21 protein-coding genes and 1 pseudogene are annotated in these 22,921 nt (G+C 43.8%); 20 read left to right on the forward strand and 2 right to left on the reverse strand.

Going from position 1 to position 22,921, the window contains the following annotated elements; all coding sequences use genetic code 11:
* The first annotated feature begins 32 nt into the window (after positions 1-32).
* The 13 genes and pseudogenes from DR864_RS05890 to DR864_RS05955 all read left to right on the forward strand — a co-directional run bounded on the left by DR864_RS05890 (position 33) and on the right by DR864_RS05955 (position 11,723).
* Positions 33-281, forward strand: a complete 249-nt coding sequence (locus DR864_RS05890; RefSeq protein ID WP_114070173.1) for a DUF433 domain-containing protein — start codon at positions 33-35, stop codon at positions 279-281.
* Positions 278-634 carry a DUF5615 family PIN-like protein gene (locus DR864_RS05895; RefSeq protein WP_114066081.1) on the forward strand — a complete coding sequence of 119 codons (357 nt, stop codon included), beginning with the start codon at positions 278-280 and terminating at the stop codon, positions 632-634. The genes DR864_RS05890 and DR864_RS05895 overlap by 4 nt, the downstream gene beginning before the upstream one ends.
* Entirely contained in the window at positions 631-1,608 is a 978-nt protein-coding gene (locus DR864_RS05900) for a Smr/MutS family protein (RefSeq protein WP_114066082.1), read from the forward strand. The genes DR864_RS05895 and DR864_RS05900 overlap by 4 nt, the downstream gene beginning before the upstream one ends.
* Before the next feature lie 308 nt (positions 1,609-1,916).
* The gene (gene dnaK, locus DR864_RS05910; RefSeq protein WP_114066084.1) at positions 1,917-3,833 is read left to right on the forward strand and encodes a molecular chaperone DnaK; all 1,917 of its coding nucleotides are present in this window, start codon (positions 1,917-1,919) and stop codon (positions 3,831-3,833) included.
* Positions 3,834-4,569: 736 nt separating this feature from the next.
* Positions 4,570-5,373 carry a DUF6896 domain-containing protein gene (locus DR864_RS05915; RefSeq protein WP_205319207.1) on the forward strand — a complete coding sequence of 268 codons (804 nt, stop codon included), beginning with the start codon at positions 4,570-4,572 and terminating at the stop codon, positions 5,371-5,373.
* A gap of 201 nt (positions 5,374-5,574) precedes the next feature.
* The gene (locus tag DR864_RS05925) at positions 5,575-6,630 is read left to right on the forward strand and encodes a DUF6236 family protein (RefSeq protein WP_114066086.1); all 1,056 of its coding nucleotides are present in this window, start codon (positions 5,575-5,577) and stop codon (positions 6,628-6,630) included.
* A gap of 598 nt (positions 6,631-7,228) precedes the next feature.
* Positions 7,229-7,693, forward strand: a complete 465-nt coding sequence (locus DR864_RS05930; protein WP_114066087.1) for a hypothetical protein — start codon at positions 7,229-7,231, stop codon at positions 7,691-7,693.
* A 296-nt stretch (positions 7,694-7,989) separates the two neighbouring features.
* A pseudogene (locus tag DR864_RS30615) lies at positions 7,990-8,097 on the forward strand (Rpn family recombination-promoting nuclease/putative transposase); the annotation flags it as partial.
* A gap of 368 nt (positions 8,098-8,465) precedes the next feature.
* On the forward strand, positions 8,466-8,720 hold the full coding sequence (locus DR864_RS05935; RefSeq protein WP_114066088.1) for a hypothetical protein: 255 nt from the start codon (positions 8,466-8,468) through the stop codon (positions 8,718-8,720).
* 111 nt (positions 8,721-8,831) lie between these two features.
* A complete protein-coding gene (locus DR864_RS05940) occupies positions 8,832-9,533 on the forward strand; it encodes a hypothetical protein (RefSeq protein WP_114066089.1) in 702 nt (233 codons plus the stop codon).
* A 114-nt stretch (positions 9,534-9,647) separates the two neighbouring features.
* Positions 9,648-10,202 (forward strand): hypothetical protein, encoded by a 555-nt coding sequence (locus tag DR864_RS05945; protein ID WP_162793572.1) that lies wholly within the window; start codon positions 9,648-9,650, stop codon positions 10,200-10,202.
* A 78-nt stretch (positions 10,203-10,280) separates the two neighbouring features.
* Positions 10,281-10,868: a Crp/Fnr family transcriptional regulator gene (locus tag DR864_RS05950; RefSeq protein WP_114066091.1), complete on the forward strand. Its 588-nt coding sequence runs from the start codon at positions 10,281-10,283 to the stop codon at positions 10,866-10,868.
* A gap of 78 nt (positions 10,869-10,946) precedes the next feature.
* Complete coding sequence (locus DR864_RS05955) at positions 10,947-11,723, forward strand: alpha/beta hydrolase (protein WP_114066092.1); 777 nt, start codon at positions 10,947-10,949, stop codon at positions 11,721-11,723.
* Between the two features lie 66 nt (positions 11,724-11,789).
* Here the strand turns inward: DR864_RS05955 and DR864_RS05960 are convergent, their stop codons facing one another.
* Positions 11,790-13,805, reverse strand: coding sequence for an aceric acid hydrolase (locus DR864_RS05960; protein WP_114066093.1), 2,016 nt, complete (start codon positions 13,803-13,805; stop codon positions 11,790-11,792).
* Between the two features lie 206 nt (positions 13,806-14,011).
* Between DR864_RS05960 and DR864_RS05965 the strand changes: the two genes are divergently transcribed.
* The 6 genes from DR864_RS05965 to DR864_RS05990 all read left to right on the forward strand — a co-directional run bounded on the left by DR864_RS05965 (position 14,012) and on the right by DR864_RS05990 (position 19,451).
* Complete coding sequence (locus tag DR864_RS05965; RefSeq protein WP_114066094.1) at positions 14,012-14,728, forward strand: DJ-1/PfpI family protein; 717 nt, start codon at positions 14,012-14,014, stop codon at positions 14,726-14,728.
* A 78-nt stretch (positions 14,729-14,806) separates the two neighbouring features.
* Positions 14,807-16,030, forward strand: a complete 1,224-nt coding sequence (locus tag DR864_RS05970; RefSeq protein WP_162793573.1) for a hypothetical protein — start codon at positions 14,807-14,809, stop codon at positions 16,028-16,030.
* A gap of 11 nt (positions 16,031-16,041) precedes the next feature.
* Positions 16,042-16,734 carry a formylglycine-generating enzyme family protein gene (locus DR864_RS05975; protein ID WP_162793576.1) on the forward strand — a complete coding sequence of 231 codons (693 nt, stop codon included), beginning with the start codon at positions 16,042-16,044 and terminating at the stop codon, positions 16,732-16,734.
* A gap of 332 nt (positions 16,735-17,066) precedes the next feature.
* Complete coding sequence (locus tag DR864_RS05980; RefSeq protein ID WP_114066097.1) at positions 17,067-18,194, forward strand: acyltransferase family protein; 1,128 nt, start codon at positions 17,067-17,069, stop codon at positions 18,192-18,194.
* 29 nt (positions 18,195-18,223) lie between these two features.
* Entirely contained in the window at positions 18,224-18,811 is a 588-nt protein-coding gene (locus DR864_RS05985) for a Crp/Fnr family transcriptional regulator (RefSeq protein ID WP_114066098.1), read from the forward strand.
* Positions 18,812-18,878: 67 nt separating this feature from the next.
* The gene (locus DR864_RS05990) at positions 18,879-19,451 is read left to right on the forward strand and encodes a DinB family protein (protein WP_114070174.1); all 573 of its coding nucleotides are present in this window, start codon (positions 18,879-18,881) and stop codon (positions 19,449-19,451) included.
* A gap of 33 nt (positions 19,452-19,484) precedes the next feature.
* Here DR864_RS05990 and DR864_RS05995 read toward each other — a convergent pair whose 3' ends face one another.
* Positions 19,485-21,605, reverse strand: coding sequence for a Tex family protein (locus DR864_RS05995; RefSeq protein ID WP_114066099.1), 2,121 nt, complete (start codon positions 21,603-21,605; stop codon positions 19,485-19,487).
* A 332-nt stretch (positions 21,606-21,937) separates the two neighbouring features.
* Between DR864_RS05995 and DR864_RS06000 the strand changes: the two genes are divergently transcribed.
* Positions 21,938-22,918 (forward strand): phosphotransferase, encoded by a 981-nt coding sequence (locus DR864_RS06000; RefSeq protein WP_114070175.1) that lies wholly within the window; start codon positions 21,938-21,940, stop codon positions 22,916-22,918.
* The last annotated feature ends 3 nt before the right edge of the window (positions 22,919-22,921 follow it).

Below are 22,921 nucleotides of genomic sequence, written 5' to 3' on the forward strand. Positions count from 1 at the left end.
TTTAGATAAATTTGCAAAAAGCCCGCTATACCATGAACTGGCAAGAATACATACACGCAGACCCGCAGATTCTAAACGGCAAACCTGTCATCAAAGGAACCAGGCTGTCCATTGAATTTATTCTTGAACGATTAAGCGACGGTTGGTCGGAGCAGATGCTTCTTGAGAATTACCCTCGTCTGTCGCATGAATCTTTGTTAGCGGTCTATGCTTTTATGCTTCAAATGGCCAAAGACGGCTTATTGTATTTACCGACTTATCCTCTGAAACAAGCTTCATGAAGTGGCTCGCGGATGAAAATTTCCCAATTACCTCTTACAAAATATTAGCGTCTCAGGGATGGGACATCAAGCATATTTCGTTAGAGAATCCAAGTATTCAGGATTTTGAAGTCATTGGACGGGCTATTAATGAAGAGCGGATTGTTCTTACCTTCGACAGCGATTTTGGAACATTGGTTTTCAAAGAAGGCTACCGGCCGCTTGGTGTAATTTACTTCAGACTTCCCCATTTTTTGCCAGAAACTCCCGCTCAAATCTTATTAGAGCTGGACAAGAATGGTTTTTATACATTTGAATTTCACTTTACCGTCATTGACGATGACGGAATTAGACAACGTACCATACCCAAATGAACATAGGCGATAAAGTCAGATTAGTCCATTCCAAAGAGGAAGGCATCATTACGCGTTTTTTGCAAAACGATGTCGTGGAGATTGAAATTGAAGAAGGGTTTCGCTTGCCGGTCCTCAAACGTGAATTGGCGGTGGTGTCGGCGGTAGAAGGCCAGTTTTTTCGCGGACAAAAAGTCAGTCCGACTGTCGAAAAGTCATCAGAATCACGACCGACGGGAATCAAGGCCGAGAAAGGCATTTTTATGGCGTTTGTACCGCTCAACGACCGCGAAATTGCGCTGTATTTGGTCAACAATACCGATTGGGACCTCCCCTACGCGCTCACCATGCCCACCGAGCGCCACCAACGCGGTCTTTCGGGCGGGGTGATGAAAGCCAAAACCAGCGTGAAAGTGCAAGATTTATTAATCAAGGACTTTGACGAATGGGGCACCTTTGTGTTCAATTGCCTGTATTACACCGTTGGTTTTGCCCCCGAGCGTGCGCCGTTTAGCAAGCGGGTGAAATTCCGCGCTAACACGTTTTTCAAAAACAAACGCAAAGCTCCGCTCCTCGACAAAGATGCGTATCTGTATCAACTCGACAGCGATGAAAAGGAAAAATCCGACCAACCGCTGAACGCGCAGGCGCTGAAAGAAAAAATGTTTGAGAAAAATGAGCCTGATGCGCCGCTTCCGACAAAAGTAGAGCGCCCAGCGGCGGTCATTGATTTGCACATTGAAAAGCTTACCCGCGATTTTATGACGCTGAGCAACTCGCAAATGGTTGAAATTCAACTAAAAACCTTTGAGCAACAACTCGAAAAAGCCATTGCCAGCGGCATGGATGAGATTACGTTCATTCACGGCGTAGGCAACGGCGTACTGCGCACTGAGCTGCACCGCCGCATGAGCAAACACAAAAACGTGAAGTTTTTTGAGGATGCCCAAAAAGAGAAGTTTGGGTACGGGGCTACCAAAGTAAAGATCAAATAAAGGCTCTTTTTAGGTCATAAAATAGTCAGAATTCTGTTTTTGGGTCTTACTATTCCTTGGCCTGTGTTCACAATTAAACAAATGAATAAAGGTAATAAACAGAAGTTCAGATAAAATCACAAAAGACTCAATAATCAGGCAAAAAGGCCAATGAGTTGGGTAAGTATTCTGCCAAATTGTCACTTTTAAGCCCCAAATTTTGGCTGGCACGCTCATTGTGTAATGATGACCGTACAGATTGAAAAAGTAAACATTCAATCTCCTATTCATTCACAACAGCGGCCAACCGCTTAATAATTAACAAAGACATGGGAAAAATAATTGGAATTGACTTAGGTACTACCAACTCTTGCGTGGCTGTTATGGAAGGTAACGAACCCGTCGTAATCGCAAACAGCGAGGGCGCGCGTACCACCCCTTCTGTAGTCGCTTTTATGGACAATGGTAACGGCGAACGTAAAGTAGGTGCTCCTGCCAAGCGTCAAGCCATTACCAATCCTAACAACACCATTTCGTCAATCAAACGATTCATGGGAAAACGCTTCAACGAAGTAAGCGGCGAAATGAAAACCGTAGCCTACACCGTTGAGCAGGGTGCCAACAACACTCCCCGCGTTCGTATCGGTGAAAACCTCTATACTCCGCAGCAAATCTCGGCGCACATTTTGACCAAAATGAAGCAAACCGCCGAAGATTATCTCGGACAAACCGTAACCGAAGCCGTAATTACTGTACCTGCGTACTTCAACGACGCCGAACGTCAGGCGACTAAAGAAGCGGGTATCATTGCGGGTCTGGATGTAAAACGTATCATCAACGAGCCCACCGCCGCTGCCTTGGCCTACGGCCTTGACAAGCAAGGAAAAGACGTTAAAATTGCCGTATTTGACTTAGGTGGTGGTACGTTTGACGTATCTATTCTCGAACTCGGTGATGGCGTATTTGAAGTAAAATCGACCGACGGTGACACGCACCTTGGCGGTGATGACTTTGACCAAGTAATCATCGACTGGCTGGCCGACGAATTCAAGAAAGACGAAGGCATCGACCTGCGTCAGGACGCCATGGCGCTCCAACGCTTGAAAGAAGCCGCCGAAAAAGCCAAAATCGAACTCTCAAGCTCGACCCAATCAGAAATCAACTTACCTTATATCTTCCCCGTCAACGGTATTCCTAAGCACTTGGTGCGCTCGTTGACCAAGGCGAAGTTTGAACAATTGGCCGACCGTCTGTTCCAACGCATGATGGAACCCTGCAAGCGCGCATTGAGCAATTCAGGATTGAAGATTTCGGAAATTGAAGAAGTAATATTAGTAGGTGGCTCGACCCGTATTCCACGCGTACAGGAAGAAGTAGAAAAATTCTTCGGCAGAAAACCATCCAAGAGCGTTAACCCCGACGAAGCCGTGGCAATTGGTGCCGCGATTCAGGGTGGTGTATTGACGGGTGAAGTGAAAGACGTGTTGCTGCTTGACGTGATTCCGCTGTCGTTGGGTATCGAAACCCTCGGCGGTGTGTTTACCAAGCTCATCGAAGCCAACACCACGATTCCTTCGAAGAAATCAGAAACGTTCTCGACGGCTTCCGACAACCAACCTTCGGTGGAGTTGCACGTGTTGCAAGGAGAGCGCCCGATGGCGACCCAAAACCGTACCCTCGGCCGTTTCCACTTAGACGGTATTCCACCAGCACCGCGCGGCGTACCGCAGATTGAAGTGACTTTCGACGTAGATGCCAACGGTATCTTGAACGTAACCGCCAAAGACAAAGGCACCGGCAAAGAGCAGAAGATTCGCATCGAAGCTTCCAGCGGTTTGTCTGACGCCGACATCCAGCGGATGCGAGAAGAAGCCAAAGCCAACGAAGCCGCCGACAAAGCCGCCCGTGAAGAAATCGAGAAAGTAAACGCCGCCGATTCGATGATTTTCAGCACTGAAAAACAATTGAAGGAGTACGGTGACAAACTTTCGGCAGGCAACAAATCGGCCATCGAAGGTGCGCTCGAAGAACTTCGCACCGCGCACAGCACCCGCAACGTAGCCGCCATCGATGCCGCCATGACCAAAATCACGGAAGCATGGAACGCCGCCTCGCAAGAAATCTACGCCGCTGGCGCAGAGGGCGCAGGTGCCCAGCCAGGAGCGCAAGACCCTAACGCGGGTCAGCCATCCAATGCAAACGGCAAAGAAGAAGGTGAGTTTGTGAACTTTGAAGAAGTGAAGTAATTAGTTTACAGTCAACAGTTTACAGTTGGCACACTTTATAGATACCAGAACAGCCCTGCCGCGAGGTGGGGCTGTTTTTTATGTGGACTATTACTGACTTTATACCACTTGATAAATAAGCATAAAAATAGTTGGGGATATATGCATAATTCAATATTCTTGTATAGCCAATCACTTAATCCCTTTAAGGGGTAAGAATTTACGAATACGACCTTTGAATCAAGCCGTTGTAGTGAAGTGATTTTTCGTTGAATCAACCGCAATGGACACGTACAAAGAAGAAATATACGCTATAACAGCCGATGACAAACGGTTATAAGCGATATAAAACGGCTAAGTAGCGTATATACAGATGTTGGGCAGAAATTGAAAAAAAAGACGAAATGGAAGATAGGAATATTCGTTTGCAATTCAAAAATCTACAAGATTTTCAGCTATTTAGGCAAGATTATGAAGGAAGAAAAGAATTTTCTAAAATGAAGAATTTGCCTAAATGGCAGGAGATTTAGAAAAAATCTTGAATTTCAAACGAATGAGTCTTGATATATATTGTCTTTTTTTACATTTTTTTGAGCCGTGATTCCTTCGCCAACCAAAGGTAAGCGCAAGAATCACTAAACTGGCTCAAAAAAAATCAACTTCGCCCAACAAGCAAATGGGTGCAATATGCTTGGCAAAAGCCAACAGACTGCAACCATTTGCCCTCCGTTGTGCGTCATTTTAAAAACTGACATCATTGAATAGAACTACAGACATATTAAAAATAAAATCAGTTGAACAAATTCCAACACTTGAACAAATTGGAGCAATTCCACGAGAGCGGAAATTAAAACTTGTATTTGAAAGAGGAGTTCAAAATCAACGAGAAAGAATTGGACAAAATCTAAAAAATCAACTTTTAGATTTTCAAATTGGAATACATACAATTGAACCAGAAATAAACATCGCTAAACTTATAACAGACAAAGAAATTGAAGATAATCAAGATTTTTTTGAGCAGTGTGCAAAGGATTACAGACAATTAGGGGAAGAATTAATATATAAGTTAGTTGACAAACTTGAACTGAAGCTAAATAAGGAATTTCCTTTGGAAACTTTTAACCAATTAATCAGAGAAGATAGAGGAAAGGGAAAAATTGAAAATTGGAAATATTATGTTCACGGTTTTCATTGCGGTTTTGACAATGTTGAAACGGGACAATATATTGAAGTCCCACTTGTTTTCGGACAGGAGTTTGGAGATTTGGACCCTTACTTTTTTTCGAAATATATTAAATCAACAATTAAATACAAACCTCTACCCATTGAGATTTATGAAGATTATGCAGACGGACTAAAAATTAATGAAAAGATGATTTCACTTGGGAAATTTGAGAAAATCAGCTCGAATGTTGGCAATCATTACGGAACCGTAGTTTCTGACAGACAAAAAGTAGAAATAAAATCATATTTGGATTTGGAAAAAATGTACAATGAACAAAACAAACAAAATGAGAAACCTAAATTTAACTTTTGGAAATTTATAGGGCTGAAAAAATAAAAACGAACGCACAACAAGGGTTTTGCGATAGTGGGGCGAAACTGCAAAATTCAACGGCAGTTCTTCGGTTCAACTTTTGTGCAAAATTGAAGATTTGTGCTTCGATTGCCCCACCATCGCAAAGCCCAAAAACGTTATGTGCAATGCTAACCGCTTCGAACAAACTGTATCTTTAATTCAAACAACGAATAATCTAAGACAATGGAACGAATACTACTCTACTATCCTGCCATAAATATTCCAGACGGCAATTGGTTAAGGAACTCTTTACTTTACACAGACAAAGTTGCGAGCATAGTTCCATTTGTTGACATGAACGATAAAAGAGTTGATGATGACACTAAATTACTTTATGATAACGGGTTTTATAAACCAATTTCGGTGTTTAACAATTTAAATCCATCGCACAAAGAATTTAATAAGTTTCAAGAGAACTTTATCAATACAATTGAATCAAAAGAATTCAAGGCATATCAAAAAGTAACAAAGGATTACCCTTGGGGACAAGACAATGGAATTACTGATTATTCAATGTATGCTGAAAAGTTATCGCATGAAATTGTAGATTTTCTTGGCGAAAGAAATTTACTAAAGAGAGGAAACTATGGAGTAATGACAGTGGAGAAAAACTCAGCTATTATTTATATGTCTATGCTCGCAGATTATTTAGCCTCTATAAGTAGCGATTGGATTACACCATCAACTGATGAACAAGAATTTGAAAAACTCACATTTCAATTAGCAGACAAAAAAGTTTTAACCTATCGACTTCAACTTGAAAGTTGCCTACCAACTCCTTCACCCGACACTGACATCAAGGACATTATTAAATTTAAAAAAGCAAGACAGCAAGAGATGCTACAATTCAGAGCAGTTCTTGATACATTAGAGCAAGAGTTAAGAAATGCAGAAGATCAGAACGAGAAAAAATTAAAACTAATTCAGTTCCAAGAAAACCTTCAGAAAGAATTGCTTGAAATAAAAAAACTTTTAGGTGATTCAAAACTTGATTTCATTTTGAATGGATTTAGTTCGCTTCTTGACTTTAAACAGAAAGAAGTTGTGGGAACAGTTTCTGGACTTGGACTTGCAAGTGCAGGTGTTGTAGCAAGTTTACCATTTTTAGGACTTGGGGCAGGTGCTTTACTATTAACAGGAACACTAATATCTTCTTACAAAAAAATAAATAGACAAGTTGAAGCAAATAGCTCAAGTTATATTTACTACGCACAAAAAGCGGGGCTACTGGAAAAATAAAATGATCCATAAATGATTATTAATCGCCTACATAAATTTCTTTGCTTATACGCACAGTATCGCCACGAACGAACAGCACGTGCACATAACAGCACCTACAAGAAATTGGCGGTTCAGTGGTTAAATGAAGTTTTGTGCTTCGTATCCCCCCGTTGCTCGCCGTCTTCCAAAACCCACTCCAAACCAAAAATAATCATAGTGTTTGTAACACGGTAAGTGCTCTTTGAGCTCTACTTCTTTGTTCAGCCTTTCGCAGAAGCTGTTGTTTGTAAAAGCTTACGTTGTTCGGAGTGTTCCGAAGGCCACTCCGAATCCAAAATAAACATAGTGTTTGCAACACGGTAAGTGCTCCATAAGCTCCCTCTTTATTGCCTTCCAAAACTGATTGGGTTTGTGTAGCTTTACCATATGACAAATCACAACGGTATATTTATCTCAATCCTTTTGGATTACGGCTTTAAGGCCACTTTTGGTAACGAAGCTGATACAATTTTTTTCTTCGTAAGGCTTTACAAGCACAGTTGGTGCAGTTGGGGGTGGATATAATTTGGGAGCTGAATTTGGTACAAAAATTTATTTGAAAAAACAAAAATAGTTTATGAAGATTTTAGCTTTAAAAAATCAAGGTGCATCTATGTCAATTTGGTGGGTAAGAATATTCGCCTTTCTTGTATTTCTTTTTATGGTTTATACGATTTTTGTTACTGTCGCTAGTAAGAGTCCTATAAATGAACCAATTATTCAGTCTATTGTAGTTTTTATTTTAGGTATTTTTTTGTACAAATTAGTTGTTACAAATATTGTTTATTTAACTAGTACTGGATTCGAAGTAAAAGGATTCTTTAATACCAATTGTTATTTGTATGAAGATTATATTGGTATTTCAAGTCTGTTTTCGTTTTTAGAAATTTTACGTATTGAATTTAGTGATGGGAAAAAATATCATTTTATTGCCAGAGATATGAGAGCAAATGATTTTGGAAGTTTACTTTCCGAACCTAATGATTCAATAGCTAAATTAAATGATCTAATTGAAGAATATAAAAGTCAATTTAGTGAGTAGTTTTTTTGATGATTACTAAGAGATTTTCTTGGTCTTTGATGTGTGTATTATAAATAAAATAAGTAGTGTAGTATTTATATTTGTTAATGCAAAAAATGAATTATAGATTCTGTCCTAAGTAATATTTGAAATGTATCCCCCGTCGCTCGGAGTCTTCCAAAAACCCTCGTTGTGCGGGGCTTCCGAAGGAGGACTCCGTACTAAAAATAGATAGAGTGTTTGCAACACGGTAAGTGCTCCATAAGCTCTCTCTTTATTGCCTTCCAAAACTGATTGGGTTTGTGTAGCTTTACCATATGACAAATGACAACGGTATATTTATCTCAATCCTTTCGGATTACGGCTTTAAGGCCACTTTTGGTAACGAAGCTGATACCATTTTTCTTCGTAAGGCTTTACAAGCACAGTTGGCACACTTTATAGATGCCAGAACAGCCCTGCCGCGAGGTGGGGCTGCTTTTTTGTAACCGGTACCGGGCAGTTTACCCCTTGACAAAAAAGAATAACAATAGTTGCAAATACAGGCACGACTCACTATCCTTGCACAGGAAATAATGGATACCATCCAACGCGTCACCAATGCAAAACAACCACCTGTAAATCAACCCATTACAACAAATCATTTTTTCATATAATAACACATTTGGCGAAGCTGGATAGTTTTTGTTTCAACTTTCAGGTTGCAGCAGACAGTGTAACTACGGGGCAGTTGCCATTTTTTTGCTAAGTAACTCACCTTTCATCTTATCATTTTCTTAACCTACCCATTATCATGTTCTCCAACAAGGACTATTCCAACATGACACTTGAAGACTTAGTGTCAGAAGAGAAAAAAATGAAATCAGGGGCTATCCCAACCGCATTTGGCATTGGTATGCTGGTTGGGGTGGCGGTGTGGTCAGCCACTGGTGGTAAATTTCTCCTTACGATTGGTCTACTTGGGGTGGCTCTTTTTATCGGCTACCAAAATTCACAAACCAAGAAGGCGATTCAATCCGAGATAATACGCAGAAAATCGGTTGATTAGCTCTTTCCATTGGTCGATGTATTCCGAAGTCCGCCTCGAAACAAAAAAAGTATTTTCAAGCGTCCAAAGAACGTTCCCGTAACTCATCCGTCGAATACGGCATTTAAAAAAATGGAAGAAAAAAAGACGAAATACCCTTTTAAAAATATCCTTGAAAAATACATTTCAGAGGTTCTGGTTATCTTCATTGGTATCTCCATGTCCTTTTTCTTTGACGAGTGGCGGCAAAACAGGCAGGATGAAGCAACCGCAAGAAAGCATTTAACTTTTTTAAGAACCAATCTGATACAGGATACACTGCAATTAACGGGTATGGTACATTATGGCAGTCAGTTTGTGAGGAGTATCCATACATTAGTTTATTTTAAACAAGATTCCGAAATAACCGACAGTATCAATTTTTACATTGACCATGCCGCCAGTTATTTAACATTCAAACCGAATCAAATGGCCTATGAAGAAATCAGGCAAACAGCCCATACCGACTTAATACAAAATGACTCTCTGAAAACGTTATTTTTATCCTATTATACCTCCATACTACCGAATTGTATTGAGTGGTGTAAAGTAGATGAAACACATACCATGACCCAATTAATCCCAGAGATGAGTCTCTATTTCCCAGTGGTCATTGATTCATTAAATATTGTTTCAGCGCCCGAAAAAGCGAAAGCCTTAAGGCAAAAAAAATTGAGAAACTTGCTGTTAACCAATGCTACTTATAAACAGGCGACTCTCCAAACCTTTGCCTTCACTAAAAAATACACCAAAAAGCTTCTGGAAAAAGTCGATAATGAATTGAAAAAGCAGTGAAAAGCATTTCAGGCTTTTGTTCTCATTTTTTACCTAGGCGCTGTGTGAAATTCATTAGACTTTCACTTTCAGAATCTTTAAAATACGTCCATAAACCATTTCACCTCTCAGCCCATGACGCTTCGCACCCTCATTTTAGTGGCAGGTTTATATTGTTGCCTGTTATGTCAACAGAGTCAGTTGCCGTCTTTGCAAGAAGAACAAAGGAGAATGATTGAAGAAGTTAAGATTCAACTTTCTGGGACCTGGCAAATAAAACAAGCCCAAATCCAACGCAGTGAATTGGTCGATATAAACTACCCAACGGGAATTTCTAAAGACACCTTGCTACAAAACCTTGGAACGTTGCAAATTCAACCTGCCACTCAGCAGTCTGACGAACGCATCCTGTCACTCGAAGGTATCCTGGAGTTTCGAAATCAGCTACTGCCCGTCCACCTCAAATTTTATCCTCACCCTTCAAAAGACGCCCCGTCGCAAGGTGTGGTATTTATCAGTTTAGGTGTTTCCGCATCCAATACGCCACTCTCCCAAGCCGCTATAAGCTATCTAAGTGCTATAGGCTTTTTAGACGAAAATTTTTCCATCAAAACCACGCTCCCACAATCCACCATGACGTGGCAAGGACTCAATCGGGCGATGGTGGAAGCGAAGCTCCAAAAAATGTAAATTCTTAGGAAAACACAACCTACATCAAACGCAAGTATTTTGCTATCTTGTGATACCCATTCACAAAGAGAAACAGCAATGACCGAAATCGACAAATTGAGCTTTGCCCTTCAGCAGTTTGCCGGCTTGACTGCCGAAGATTTTGAACTGTCGGCCGCGTATTGGAAACATAAAACGTACAAAAAAGGCGAGTTTTACAACGTTCACCGCAACATTTGTAAAGATTTGGGATTTGTCACCTCTGGTACTTTCCGTTCTTATACCGTCAATGAAGAAACGGGCGAGGAGAAAAACGTTTTTTTGTATTCCTCCCATGGCTTCTTGGTCACTTTCAAGAGTTTTATCAATCAAATTCCCTGCGATTACCACACCCAAGCCCTAACCGACGCCACGATTGTTTACATCAACATCATTGATTTATTATCGCTTTATCGACAATCGCACCAATGGGAAACCTTCGGCAGGCTTTTAGCGCAGGAAGCCTTCAATGTAACCATGACTCGGTTGGAGGGATTTTTGTTCAAATCTCCCGAACAACGTTACCTCGATTTGATACACGACCACCCAGATATTTTCAACAACGTGCCGTTGTACCATATTTCCTCGTATTTGGGCATCCAAGGCCCTTCATTGAGCCGTATCCGAAAAAGACTTTCGCGTAAATAGTTCGATTTTAACTTGGGTTAAAATTATTGCCGTGGGTGAGTGGCACCTTTGTATCATCAAAACAAACCACTTACGACAATGAAATCGACAAAAACAATCGTACTTATTCACGGACTATTTGTAAACAACACAAGCTGGGCACAATGGAAAACGTATTTTGAATCGCAGGGCTATAAAGTATATACGCCTGCTAACCCCGGCCACGAAGGTACTCCTGCCCAACTTCGCAGCAACATCCACCCCGACCTCACCCAAACAGGGTTTGAAGATGTGGTGATGAACATCGTAAAATTGATTGACACATTGCCCGAAAAACCAATCGTGGTGGGACACTCATTGGCAGGCTTGGTCGTTCAAAAATTGATCGAAATGGACAAAGCCGTTGCGGGAGTAAGTATCGACGGAGCGCCTCCAAAAAACGTATTGGCACCTTGGGCCACCGTCAAAATCGTACTGCCCGTGGTCAATTTCTTCAAAGGCAACCAAGCTTATTTGGGAAGCAGAGAGTGGTACCACCGCGCTTTTTTCAATAACTTCACCAAGGAAGAAAGTGATTTGCTATTTGACAAAATTGCTGTACCCGAAAGCAGAAAAATTGCGCGTGACACGCTTCTTGCATCGTTTGCCAAAATTGATTTCAAAAAACCCCACAATCCATTGTTATTTATCGGAGGCGAAAAAGACAATATCTTTTCATCCTCCTTTACAAGGCGAATCGCAAGTTCGTACAAGGATAGTAGTAGTACCACCGATTTTAAGGAGTTTGCAGGACGAAGCCACTTTATAGCGGGCGAAAAAGGCTGGAAAGAAGTAGCCGGGTACGTATTGAACTGGATAAAAAAAGTAAATGCATAATAGGATTTTCAATGAAGAAAACCTCCCCAAGCGAAGTTTAAACTATACTTTTCTTGGGGAGGTTTTCTACCGTACCACTGGCAGCCAAACCGTCATTTCGGAAGGGCCTCTGTTGGCCCAAGCGTAGTAGGGAATCAGTCGCAAGGGCAACGTTTTTTTACTTTTGGATAGGGGTCGGTAGAGTTGGTTCTGCCATTTTTGTTCGTTGATTACCACGGCATTTCCTTCCAAACCCATCACTGAACTGTTGCCGATGGTCACGGAAACGGGTTGAAAGGCCATGTTTGCGGGCAAAGCAATATCAAATACCCTTGTGTTGGCGGGCATATCATTGGATTCGGCGCAATACACAATGGGGCCTCGTTTTACGGCTATCTGATTACGGTTTTCTTCTACCAACGGGTTGGATTCTAGCAGTTCAACGGGCATTTCCAGAGCCCATTGAATGACATCTCCTTTTTTCCACGAACGCTGAAGCGTTACGTATCCCTTTTCAACGGTAAAATCAGTCGCTTTCCCGTTAATCATCAATTTAGCTTCCGCACACCAGCCCGGCAAACGTAATTTAATCTGGAATGGGTCGGCAGGGGCTTGATTTACCGTAATTTTTACGTTACCGTCCCACGGATAATTGCTTTCCTGTTGTAACTGCAACGGCTGCCCATTTTTGAGCGACGTTTGTAATCGACTGCTGCCGAACAGGTTACACCAAACGGCGTTATCGCTCAGACTGTAGGCGTAGTCGCTCACTTCCGTAATGGTACGTACGGTATTGGGTGGACAACAATTGGAAATGCGAATGTACGGAAGGCGCCCCCCCATCCAACGGAGTTGGTACGGAAAATCGTTGGAGGCACTCAACGGATTGGTATAAAAAAAGGCATCTCCCGAAAGGCTAATGCCCGATAATACACTGTTGTACAACGCCAATTCCACGACATCGATGTACTTGGCGTCGCCCGTGAGTGTAAACATCCGTCGGTTGAAAAGCACATTGCCGATGTTGGCGCAGGTTTCGTTGTGGGCGCTGACGTTGGGCAGTTGATAGTCACGCCCAAACGCCTGATGCGTTTTTTGGACATCGTTGGGCTTGTACGACGTACCGTAGGGAGATACTCCGTCAAAAAGCGCACCACAGGCCCCCGTCACGTACATTTTTCGTTGGGTGAGATTATCCCAAATCAGATTCAGCGAGCGCATCAGTGAATCTTCGCCCGTCTCGGCATACACGTCTGCCACTCCAGCGTAAAGATACGTGCCGCGCACGGCGTGCCCCATGGCCACCGTTTGCTGCCGAAACGGAATACGGTCTTGGTTGTCGTCAGTCCCTTCGGTCGCGCCTTTGATGTTGATGAGGTAAGTGACCAGATCAAGGTATTTTTTTTCACGCGTGGTGCGGTACAATTCCGTCAGCCCCATATAGTGCGCGGGGCAGAGCGCATTGCGGGCTTGTTCGGGCGTGGCCACTTTGTAAAAACCAATCAGAAAATCGGCGGATTTCTTAGCAATATCCAGCAATGTGCTTTTACCCGTCGCGCGGTGATGAACGCAAGCTGCCGTCATCAAGTGTCCGAAGTTATAAGCTTCAAAACTGAGTTTATCTTCAAACAGCTTGGTCTTCCCCGTTTTCTTTTGCTCAATGATGGCTTTGGTATAAATGTACCCGTCTTCGCGCTGGGCTTGAGCCATGATGTCAATGGCCTTATCCATGATGGCGTCCCATGCGGGGTCTTTGGTGGCTGCATAAAGGCTCGCTACGGCTTCAAAGGTTTTGTAAAAATCACCGTCATGGAACGACGGCCCTTTAAAATTCCCCTCCACTACCCCAGCGGCGATTTCAAAATTACGGAACGAATGACTGATATTTGGATCTGTATAGACCTTCCACAGGTGCGGAACCATTGTTTCTTTACATACCCGAAAGCGGTCGGCCCAAAAACCACCTGTCCACCGGACGTCTGACATTCCGGGCGAATAAAGTTTTGCGAAGGGGCTTTTGGCAGTGTTGATTAACCCTTCGTTTTGGGCAAAAAGTGGAGCCGAACAAGCGGCCCATAAGAATACAAAAAGGTGTTTTTTCATGGGGATACATCTGGAAGGTGAATAACCCGACCGTTGATGTACAAAAGCTTTCTGGGTGGTAAATCTCCCGCAACGGCTGGGTAATTCTTGGTCGTAAGAACTACAAAGGCAGAAAAGGCATAAATTCCATCTGGACTACGATGACACAACCCACGGTGAAGCTTTCCTTTTGTATATTTGGGCAACCCTTAACATCTCACTTCATCATGAACGCTCTTTTTACGAAAAAACAATTACTATCGGCCTTGTTGGTAATATCCTCTTTAGCGGCTTTTTCGCAGTCAGGTGCGGTTGCCGCCCCCCCCCAAGCCCAGCCCAAAACGATTGGAATTTTGCTTTTCAATAACTTCGAAACCTTGGATGTATTTGGACCCGTGGAGGTCTTCGGTCGGTTGAAAGATTTATATAAAATAGAGTTTTATTCTTTAGAAGGCGGAATCATTTCAAGTACGCAAAACGTAAAAATTGTCACGGAAAAGCTTCCTGAAGACGAAAAATTGGACATTTTCCTCATTCCTGGCGGACAAGGAACGCGCAAAGAGGTAGAGCATGAAGCACTGCTCTCAAAAATCAAAGCCCTTTCTTCCACCGCCGTTTATACCCTGACAGTTTGTACTGGCTCGGCACTGCTGGCCAAAACGGGGCAACTGAACGGAAAAACCGCCACCTCCAATAAACGCGCCTACGATTGGGCCACGTCGCAGGGACCACAGGTAAAGTGGGTAAAAAAAGCCCGCTGGACCGTCGACGGTAAATTTTACACTTCTGCGGGAATATCGGCTGGCATGGACATGACACTGGGTTTTATCAGCGATCGGCACGGCATTGACTTGGCCCGAAAAATAGCCTATGAGATTGAATATACGTGGCAGGAAAACAAAGAGGTGGATGAATTCTATTTACAGGATTTGAAAACCAAATAAGATAATGAGGGTTGACAGTGGCCTGTTACGGCCATTGGGCAGTATTTCAGGAAAACACCCTCAACCTTAGACTTTTTCATGCTTCTACGCGCACTGTTGTTGATTAATATGTTTTTTTACCTCACCGTTTCTACGGACGCTTGGGGGCAAAAAGTGAATGTATTTCCAAAAAAAACCGACGCTCTTCACGTCAAAGTGGAGCTGTATGATCAATTGATGCGCGGCAACCACTGGAATGAGGGCGCCATTATGCAGCACGTTATCTTCCCACCGGCGGGATTGGAGCGCCCGATTGTGGGTTCACAGGCCGATTGCCTAGACCCTACCTCCGAAATGTTGGCGGCTTATTCGCACAAATACGCGCTCACCAAAGACCCCAAAGACCGCGATATTGCCAACCAAATCTTTGAGGCCGTGCTCAAACTTGAGAAAGTAACGGGCGTGCCCGGATTGGTGGCGCGGAGCTTTAACCAAACCGACGAGCCGCTGTGGCACGAAGAGGTTTTGTGGTACCACGAATGGCACCAGTCCACTTCCCTGCCCGGTTATCGTTGGCTTGGAGATCTGAGTTCGGATAAATTTACTTCAATCTGTTACGGGGTTGGCACCTTCTGGGAACTCTGCGCCGATGATGCTTACAAACAAAAAGCGGCGGGATTGCTCGACCGGTTCATGGGACGCGTCGTTGACGACAATTTTAAACTCACCGACCTAGACGGCAAAATGACGATGTGGGGCAATTTTTGCCCTGACCTACCGCACCAGCCACTCAATTCGTTGAAGATGCTGATGGGTCTCAAAGTGGCGCACCGCCTCACTGGCAAAGAACGCTACAACGCAGCCTATCATATGCTTATCGACCGTTACCACTACGACGACGAACAGTTGAAAGCCAAAATGCTCTTTCCGGCAGAATGGCGCAACGTGGGCGACGATTATCACGCGGCCCGCTCACTGTATATGCTCATGCGCTACGAAAAAGACCGAAACCTACTGAACAAATACCGCATGAGTCTAAACCGCCACTGGGAAGATTGGAAAACGATTGACTTTGAGTGGGAAAGCAACATCTGGTTTATCATGGTCTATCAGGCGCTTACGGGCGAAGAAATCATGACCGAAGAACGAAAAAAAGCCATCAAAGATATGTGGGGGTTTGAGCGCACCACCCGCGAATTCAAGATTCCGATGAAAGGTGGCGGCACCAAAACGGTAAAATCGGAAGAAGAAGGCACCGCCGCCGCCATGATTCGCAACTACTGGTTTGGCCGGTATTATGGTTTAATTGACCCAAAATGGTAAAGAAATCAAAGATGAAACACTACCTCTACGCGTTGTATATAAGTTTGGCTGTGGGGCAATCAACGTTGGCCCAACCTACCCCACCCAAAGGCATGGTGTATGTGCCCGCGGGCCCTTTTATCATGGGCAGCCACTACGGCGACCCCGACGAGCGACCACAGCAAATGGCCATGACCAACGCCTTTTTTATTGATAAATACGAAGTAAGCAACGCGGAATTTGCCCAATTTGACCCCGAATTCAAATTTCCAGCGGGTAAAGAAAACAACGCGGTCATCGTGACTTGGCACCAAGCTGCGGCCTACGCCAAATGGGCAAAAAAACGCCTACCCACCGAAAAAGAATGGGAAAAAGCGGCACGCGGAACCGACGGCCGCGTATTTCCGTGGGGCAACGTGTACGACGAATCCTTTGTGGTTTGGGACCAAAAAACCTCAAGGGGTGGCTCGATTGCCAAGCCAGAAAGTCCGTATGGCTGCTTTGACATGGCAGGCAGTGTGTGGGAGTGGACCGCCGACTGGTATAAGCCCTACCCTGGCAATGACGCTCCGATGGAACAGTACGGCGAAACCTACAAAGTGATGCGCGGCGGTTCTAATTTCAACGACCAAGCGTTGACCCGTACCACGCATCGGTATTATTTACATCCCGAAAAAATCAGCCGGTACAATGTAGGGTTTCGCTGCGTTAGGGATGTTGAATAGATAGCTGGTGCTATCATAAGAAGGCCTCACAAAAAGACATATTTTTATTTCTTCATTGTCCGTTTCTGCAACGGATTCCAAATTTCCTGCGTAAATATCCTCAAAAGTCGGAGCATAGATCCCGCCGTATTTGATGCCAACTACCGTTTGATAACTATTTCCTGTTTTTTTTGGCTTTTTTTTTCAGAAGCCGTTCCTTTGGCAAAAGTTCGACGCCGTTTGATACACGCCCCAATCGTCGTTAAACTTCCACACCGTTTATCACAAGTATCTGTTAGTCTTATAGTTAACAGAAAAACAACTAAGTCACATTGGGCGTACACCATTTCCAAATGACTCAACGTCAGTACTTTCCACACCTGGACTTATTGAGGGTAGTTTTTGTTTTTATTGTCTTACTGCACCACTGGATGGCCGAAAATCCGTTTGCTTTTTTACCCTTCGGCAGTACAATTGCATTTGTGCTTTCTGGTTTTTTGTTGACAGGGCCTTTGCTAAAAGGGAAAGAAAGTGAGGCATCTTATTGGTATACTACAAGCCGCTTTTTAGCACGGCGCTTACTTCGAACGTTGCCCGTGTATTTATTAGTTTTGTTCATTTATGTCATTATTAATCGGTATCATTTTCGTCAGTATTTTATCAATTTTCTAACGTTTACGCAAAATTACGTCATTGCTTATCACAAAGACCCCATCACCAACCCCATAGACTACATCCAAACGTGGTCATTGGCAGTTCAGGAACAATTCTATATTTTTCTCCCTCTATTTATTTATCTGATACCCAACCGTTTTCACAAGCTTTTTTTTATTTTTTTGTCCGTTGCAGGGTTGGCGATTCGACTTTGGTACTTTTCATTGGAGCTTCCTTTTACCTATAACCACTACACGACGGAATGTTGCATTGATTGTTTTGGTATTGGGGCCTTAATTTCGTATTATCATTGTAAGCACCCCGACCAACTAAAGAAGCTATTGGCGAATAAAACCCTTTTGGGGATATTAATTTTTCTCTATTTATGCAGCATGCCGGGCTATTATAGTAGTTCGAAAAATGAACTAGATTTTATTTATTACTCGCTTTACAACAACCTTTACCGAATTACCGAAAGAACGTTTGTTTCTCTACTTTCTGTCTGGTTCATTGCATGGGGCATTTATTATCCCTCCCAAACATTGACAAAATTCAGTACACATCCCATCATCAATTACACTGGTAAAATCAGTTATGGGATTTATATTTATCATTTTCTGGCCGCCGCCACTATCCTCAAAGGGCTTTACGCATTTGGATTGAAACCCAATCGATTTGAATGGTGGGTAGTTTGTTTAAATTTTTTAGGCACTTTTGCCGTAGCGGCTCTCTCTTTTGAATATATTGAAAAACCCATTTTAAAACTAAAAGATAAGTACTTTGGCGAAAAGGCCAAGCAACCGAAAAAAGAGGAATTGGCGACCTGAACTTCAACGGAAAAATCAACCCTGAAACTATGCAAAGTGCCTTTGATTCCTTAAAAAAACTTACGCTTTCGATTCAGCCGCTTTCGGAGGAGGAATGGCAAGCCTTTTCTAAACTTTGGAAGCCTTTTACGGCCAAACGAAAAGAGGTCATAACGACCGCTGGCGAGCAGGAGAAGTATTTATATTTTGTGGTTGAAGGTGTTCAGCGGGTCTATTATTTTGACGAACAACACCGCGAAGCAACGCTCGTTTTTACCTATGCACCGTCGTTTGGCGGGGTACTCGACGCGCTGATGTTACAAAAACCGTCGCGTTATTCTTACGAAACCCTCACCGCTTCCGTCTTTTTAAGGGCTTCTTATCACGACTTACAAACGTTAATGCAATTCCATCCTGCTATTGAACTCCTTATCCGACAAGGTATTACGGGAGCACTTACGGGGGTATTGGAGCGACTCGTTGAATTGCAATGCTTTAGTACCGAAGAACGTTTCCGTCGACTACTGCAACGCAGCCCTCATATTTTACAATTGGTTCCTCACAAGTATTTGGCCAATTATCTGGGCATGGATGCGACCAATTTCAGCAAACTCATCAACAAAGTGAAAATGGACTAAATCTTGGTAAATACCAATAATTGTTTGGGCAATGCACCCCAATTTTGTGACCATAAAAATAACAACCATGGAAACACTCCCTAAAGAACAATTATTGAACAGTCTCGAACACCTCGTGGATGGCCACTTACAGCAGGCTATCCAGCATTTTCAAAACATGACCGCGCGCGATTTGCTCCAGCCCGCACCAGACGGTGGCTGGAGCATCGCGCAGTGTCTAGACCACCTCAATAGTTATGGACACTATTATTTGCCAAAAATTCAGCAAGGAATTGCAAAAAACGTTCATTTGACGCCCAAAGACACCTTTAAAAGTTCTTGGCTTGGGGCTTATTTCATCAAAATGATGGACCCCGAAACGGGTAAAAAGAAATACAAAGCGTTTAAAGGGCACATTCCTGCACCCAATTTAGATGCTTATGCGGTAGTGGCCGAATTTATTCAGCAACAGGAAAATTTGCTGATTTTTCTAAAAGAAGCTCGTTCAGCTGACCTAAACGCCATCCGAATCCCGATTTCCATTGCGCGTTTTATCACGCTGAAGCTTGGTGATGTGTTCCAGTTTATCATCGCCCATGACGAACGGCATATCAGGCAGGCTATGCGGAACATGGCTGAGAAAACGTCGGCGAGGTTTTGAACGGGGGCGCCCAGCCCTCGCCGACGCTACCAACTAGAATTTCATCGTCAATGCAATCCGTTTCCGCGACAAGTCTACTTCCACTACCTTGACCGTGACGTGTTGCTGTAGTTTGACTACCTCATTGGGGTCTTTGATGAAACGATTCGCCATTTGTGAAACGTGGACCAAGCCGTCCTGCTTGACGCCAATATCCACAAATGCGCCAAAAGCAGTAATGTTGGTTACGATGCCCGGCAAAACCATCCCTTCGTGCAGGTCTTCAGGTTTGCGTACGCGGCTGTCGAACTCAAAGGCGGTGATGGCTTCGCGCGGGTCGCGGGAGGGTTTTTCTAATTCTTTGAGAATGTCCTGCAACGTCAGCAAACCGACGGTTTCGCCAACGTATTTTTGCGGACTGATTTGACGACGAAGTTCGGGTTTCTTCATCAATTCGGCCACGTTGGTACCCAAATCTTTGGCCATTTTCTCCACTACGGGGTAGCTTTCGGGGTGAACAGCGCTGTTATCCAACGGATTAGCGGCATTTTCGATGCGCAAAAAACCAGCGCACTGTTCAAAAGCTTTCCCACCCAAACGCGGCACTTTCATCAACTGCTGACGGGATTTAAAATCACCATTTTGGGCGCGGTATTCCACAATATTTTTCGCTAAAGATGCCCCTAAGCCCGAGACGTATTGCAACAGGTGCTTACTGGCGGTGTTGAGGTTGACCCCTACGGAGTTTACGCAACTTTCTACCACGGTATCAAGTGCCGTTTTGAGCATTCCCTGATCCACATCGTGCTGGTATTGGCCCACACCGATGGATTTAGGGTCGATTTTCACCAATTCAGCCAAGGGGTCCATCAATCGGCGACCAATGGAAATGGCCCCTCGAACGGTGACGTCCTTGGTCGGAAACTCCTCCCGCGCTACGTCGGAGGCGGAATAGATGGAAGCACCTTGCTCAGAAACCATAAATAATCCTAGGGCTTTCTCGGAAGATTGGGCAGCGATGATTCTTTTAATAAAATCTTCGGTTTCGCGGCCAGCGGTGCCGTTTCCGATGGCGATGGCGTCAATTTGATATTTTTGGAGATAACTTTTAACGGTGGCCTCCGCTTCCATCGCTTTGTCAAACGGATAAATCACGGTATCGGCTAACAGATTTCCCTGCGAATCCAAGCATACAACTTTACAACCGGTACGGTATCCGGGGTCAATGGCCAATACCCGTTTCTGGCCCAAAGGCGACGCCAACAGCAATTGACGCAGGTTTTCGGTAAAGACCTGAATGGCGTAGCGGTCGGCTTTTTCTTTTGAATTATTGGTAAATTCAGTTTCGATTCCAGGCTTCAAAAGACGTTTGTAGGCGTCCGAAACCGTGAGTTCCAGTTGGTCTTTGCAGGCGGGCAACCCTTTGACAAACAGCCGGTCGAGCAGGTCGATGGCCATTTCTTCATCGGGCGAAATATCTACGCTCAAAAAACCTTCTTCTTCGCCACGACGAAGTGCCAACAAACGGTGCGACGGAATTTTGTTGAGCGGCTCGCTGAAATCAAAATAATCACGGTATTTTGCCCCTTCTTCTTGCTTGTTTTTCTTCACTTTAGACGAAACTTGCGCCGTACGTTCAAAAGCATAACGGATTTTATTTCTAGCATCCACATTTTCAGACATCCACTCGGCCATAATATCCCGCGCGCCCTGCAAGGCATCGTCGATGGTGGGGACTTTATCGTTCAAAAACTGCTCGGCTTTGCGCTCAGGATTGGCTTCTTTTCCCGCAAAAATCACCTGTGCCAAGGGTTCAAGGCCTTTTTCAATGGCCATCGAAGCACGGGTTTTACGCTTTTGTTTGTAAGGCAAATAAATATCCTCCAACGTTTGCAAAACGTAGGTTTCTTCGAGACGTTTACGCAATTCGGGCGTAAGTTTTCCCTGCTCTTCGATGCTTTTTAGCATGGCCTCTCGGCGCTTCAAAACCTCTTGAAATTTCTGATATTGCTCTTTAATGGCGTTGATTTGGACTTCGTCAAGCTGGCCGGTCATTTCTTTACGGTAACGCGCAATGAACGGAACCGTGGCTCCTTCGTCAAATAACGTAATGGTGTTGTGGGCCTGACGCTCACTGACTCCTACAATAGGAGCAATAAATTGGGATGCTGTCATTGAATTAGTTCGTATTTATGACGGTAAATCGCTTACAAACGCTACCAGTACTCCTTTTTTGGGGTTGCAAATAAGCAAACAGGAAGCGATTGTGGCAAACATTTTTTCAGTAAAAAAGGGTAATTCGCGTTTTAAAAGTATATCATTACCAGAACAAACTCATCCCTAACGCTTTAGGCAAGTGATGATTTCGAGTTGAAAGCCGCGTGACTGGCATTATTTTTTTATGGTAAATAATTTACAGTCACTATCTTCCGTTTATGTTTTTTTCTGTAAAAACAATCTTAGTATCACAGCAAAACATTCAGCACGAATCATTTTCATTACTCAATATGCACTTAGACATCACCCAACCACACCTCCTCGAAGAGTATCTGAAAAATAAAAACTGGCTCAAACAACACGAGCAAGTACTGATTTTAGAAAAACCGGGCGAAGGAAACATGAATTATACCTTGCGGGTACGCACCCACGACCGTACACTCATTGTAAAGCAGTCGCGACCGTACGTGGAAAAATATCCACAAATCGCCGCACCTGCCAACCGCACCGTGACGGAGGGACGGTTTTATGAAAAGATTCAACCCTTTGCCAGCATCAACGAATTGATGCCTCAATTGATTGGCATAGATACCGAAGCCAATATTCTGGTATTGGAAGACTTAGGCACTGCAAGCGACTATACTTTTTTGTACCAGCCCAGCCAACAGCTTTCCATGACCGACGCGGAGGCCCTGGCGCATTACCTCGCCATGCTTCACCGCCTCACGTGGCAAGAAACGATTGATGCGTCTTTTGCCAACCGTGAAATGCGGGCGCTGAACCACGAACACATTTTCAATTATCCGCTGATAGAAAACAACGGTTTTGACCTTGACACCATCTCTAGCGGGCTACAAATGATTTCGATGGGCTACAAAATCGACACAAAATTGAAACAAAAAGTCAGGGAATTGGGCATGATGTACCTCTCAGACGGGCGCTCTTTGTTGCACGGAGATTTTTACCCAGGTAGCTGGCTCAAAACCACGTATGGCCTCAAAGTCATTGACCCCGAATTTTGTTTTTATGGATTCCCTGAATTTGATTTGGGCGTGATGACGGCCCACCTCATGATGGCCAAACAATCCGAAGAAACCATCCGTAAGGTGTATCAAGCCTACGGAGAAATCAAAAACCCGCAATTGGTAGACCAATTTACGGGCGTTGAAATCATGCGTCGACTCATCGGATTGGCACAGTTGCCGCTGTCTTTGAGTTTGTTGGACAAAGAAGAATTGCTCGAAACGGCCTACGATTTAATAACGCGTTAGTAA

This window comes from Runella rosea, from assembly GCF_003325355.1.
In the GTDB taxonomy this organism is placed as follows: domain Bacteria; phylum Bacteroidota; class Bacteroidia; order Cytophagales; family Spirosomataceae; genus Runella; species Runella rosea.